Origin of the sequence: Methylobacterium tarhaniae (genome assembly GCF_001043955.1) — a bacterium.
GTDB lineage: Bacteria > Pseudomonadota > Alphaproteobacteria > Rhizobiales > Beijerinckiaceae > Methylobacterium > Methylobacterium tarhaniae.
The window spans coordinates 1-2,892 of sequence record NZ_LABZ01000346.1; the positions used below are offsets into that span (position 1 = coordinate 1).

Annotated in this window: 3 protein-coding genes; all 3 read right to left on the minus strand. The window is 70.0% G+C overall.

Annotation, left to right across the window (positions count from 1 at the left end):
- Positions 1 to 196: 196 nt before the first annotated feature.
- A complete protein-coding gene (locus VQ03_RS29825) occupies positions 197 to 1,387 on the minus strand; it encodes an ABC transporter permease (RefSeq protein ID WP_048454558.1) in 1,191 nt (396 codons plus the stop codon).
- A 28-nt stretch (positions 1,388 to 1,415) separates the two neighbouring features.
- On the minus strand, positions 1,416 to 1,967 hold the full coding sequence (locus tag VQ03_RS29830; RefSeq protein ID WP_245292251.1) for a DUF4112 domain-containing protein: 552 nt from the start codon (positions 1,965 to 1,967) through the stop codon (positions 1,416 to 1,418).
- A gap of 81 nt (positions 1,968 to 2,048) precedes the next feature.
- Positions 2,049 to 2,892, minus strand: an 844-nt coding sequence (locus VQ03_RS29835; RefSeq protein WP_048454559.1) for an aminotransferase class I/II-fold pyridoxal phosphate-dependent enzyme, incomplete at its 5' end; no start/stop codon positions are given.

The following is a 2,892-nucleotide window of genomic DNA, read 5'->3' on the forward strand; positions in this document are numbered from 1 at the left end:
CCCCTTGGTGGCCCGCCGTCGTCCGCGTCGCCTCACGGCGGCGCCACGACCGCATCAGAGGCCGGATACATGACTGCTCCTGAACCGACTGGCTCCAAGCCGATGCTCACAAACCCTTGCGAACCGGGGGCCGTCCATACATGACAGGGAGGGTTTCAGGGGCGCCTGTGGCACCGGATCATTCCCGAATCCACGATCACCGGAACGTCTTCCGCGGATCGAACGCGTCCCGCACCGCCTCGCCGGCGAAGATCAGCAGGCTCAAGGTCACGGCGATCACCGCGAAGCCGGTTAGGCCGAGCCAGGGTGCCTGCAGGTTGGCCTTGCCCTGCGCCAGCATCTCGCCGAGCGAGGGCGAGCCCGGGGGCAGGCCGAAGCCGAGGAAGTCGAGGGAGGTGAGCGTCGTGATCGAGCCGTTCAGCACGAAGGGCAGGAAGGTCAGCGTCGCCACCATGGCGTTGGGCAGGAGGTGGCGGAACATGATGCGGGCGTTGGAGAGCCCGAGGGCGCGAGCGGCCCGCACGTATTCGAAGTTGCGCGCGCGCAGGAATTCCGCCCGCACCACGCCGACCAGCGACACCCACGAGAACAACAGCAGGATCCCGAGCAGCACGAAGAAGCTCGGGGTGATGATCGACGAGATGATGATGAGCAGGTAGAGCGACGGGATCGCGGTCCAGATCTCGATCACCCGCTGAAAGACCAGATCGACCCAGCCGCCGAAATAGCCCTGCACCGCGCCGGCCAGCACCCCGATCACCGAGGAGACGAGGGCGAGCGTGAGGCCGAACAGCACCGAGAGGCGGAAGCCGTAGAGCAGCCGGGCGACGACGTCGCGGCCCTGGTCGTCGGTGCCGAGCCAGTTCCACTCGATGTCGCGGCAGGTCGCGCCGCCTGTCTTCTCCGCTACCGTCTTGCACTGGGCGTCCGTGAGGAGCCAGGTCGGCGGGGCGGGGGCCGGCACCGGCAGGTCGAGGTTGTGGGTGTTGTAGGAGAAGCGGATCGGCGGCCAGATCGCCCAGCCGTTCTCGGCGATCTCCTTGGCGATCACCGGATCGCGGAAGTCGGTGCGGGCGAGGAAGCCGCCGAACTTCTCCTCCGGATAGTCGACCACGATCGGGAACAGGATCTCGCCCTTGTAGGACGCGATGATCGGCCGGTCGTTGGCGATGAACTCGGCGAAGAGGCTGGCGACGAACAGCAGGCAGAACAGCACGAACGACCAATAGCCGCGCCGGTTCGCCTTGAAGTTCGCGAGCCGCCGCCGGTTGAGCGGCGACAGCCGCCCGGTCCCGGTCGTCCCCGAGAGCGGCAGGCTCACCGGGCCCGCCGCCGGCGAGGTGACGGGGATCGCGTCGAGCGCGGGGGCCGGAGGGCGCTGGTTCATGCGGCGTCCCCCGGCCGGGTGTCGGAGATCAGTCGAGGCGGGTCGCCGCGACGTCGATCACGCTGGGCTTCAGCGCGCCGCTGCGCTCCAGATGGCGGCGCAGCAACTGCACGTTGCGGCGGTTGGCCTTGAAGGCGGCATCGAACAGGTCGCCCACCAGGGGCACCGCACCGACCACGCCGTCGATCGCCACGTTCGCCGCCATGCGGGCGATCAGCCAGCGCGGCGCGCCGAGGCGCCTGGCCTCCCAGACGATGTAGGACGAGATCGCCGTGGTGATCGCGTCGCCGATCACCGGGATCAGGCCGACGATCGCGTCGAGGCCGATGCGCCGGTTGCCCGGCAGCAGGATCGCGGTGTCGAGGATGTGCGCCAGCAGCTCCAGCCGCGCCATCACCTGCTCGGGCGTGGAGCCCGCCATGGCCTGGCCGGCCTTGGCGCGCAACCCGAACGCATCGTCCTGGAAGCGGCCGTCCTTGAAGCCGCCCGCTTGGAAGTTGCCCGTTTGGAAGTCGCCACCGTTGCCGAAGGACCCGGCCCCGAAGGGCGGGACGCGGCCGGCCGTCTGCGAAGAGGTCATCCCGGGGCTCCGGAGCGTGTGCGTGGTGCTCATGAGCCAGGATGTGGCCCCGGCGCCCCGGCTCGACAAGGAGGCCCCGCATCAGCCCGCGCGCCCCGGCGCGAGGCCGCGCAGGCGCTCGAGGGCGCGGTCGAGGGTGTCGTCGCGCTTGGCGAAGCAGAACCGCACGATGGTGCGCACCGGCTGGTGGGCGTAGAAGGCGCTGACCGGGATCGCCGCGACGCCGTGCCGCCGCACCAGCCGCTCGCAGAAGGCGACGTCGTCGCTCTCGCCCAAGGGGGCGATGTCGAGGTTGAGGAAGTAGGTGCCGGCGGAAGGGAGCACGCTGAAGCCGAGTTCGGTCAGGCCGCTCGCGAACCGGTCCCGGGCGCGGGCGAACTCGGCCCGCATGCCCTCGAAGTAGGAATCGTCCTTGGAGAGCCCGTAGGCCACCGCCGCCTGGAGGTTGGGTGGCGTGGTGAAGGTGAGGAACTGGTGCGCCTTGGCGAGGCCCCGCATGAGGGGGGCCGAGGCCATCACGAAGCCGACCTTCCAGCCGGTGAGGGAGAAGATCTTGCCCGCCGAGCCGATCTTCACCGTGCGGTCGCGCATGCCGGGAAACGCCATCAGCGGCCGGTGGCGGCGGCCGTCGAACACCACGTGCTCCCACACCTCATCGCACAGGGCCACGGCGTCGTAGCGCTGGCAGAAGCCGGCGAGCCGCTCCAGGTCCTCGTCCGGGAAGACGGTGGCCGAGGGGTTGAGCGGGTTGTTGAGCAGCACGACCTTCGTGCGCGGCGAGAAGGCGGCGGCGAGCGCACCTTCCGTCAGCCGGAAATGCGGCGGCGTCAGGGTGACGAAGCGCGGCACGCCGCCGGCCCGGCGCACCAGCGGCAGGTAGGCGTCGTACATCGGCTCGAACAGCACCACCTCGTCGCCGGGCTCG

What these genes read in the sequence shown, in the direction of transcription:
- VQ03_RS29825 (WP_048454558.1), bottom strand. Translation starts at nt 1,387, where the DNA reads ATGAACCAGCGCCCTCCGGCCCCCGCGCTCGACGCGATCCCCGTCACC.
- VQ03_RS29830 (WP_245292251.1), bottom strand. Translation starts at nt 1,967, where the DNA reads ATGACCTCTTCGCAGACGGCCGGCCGCGTCCCGCCCTTCGGGGCCGGG.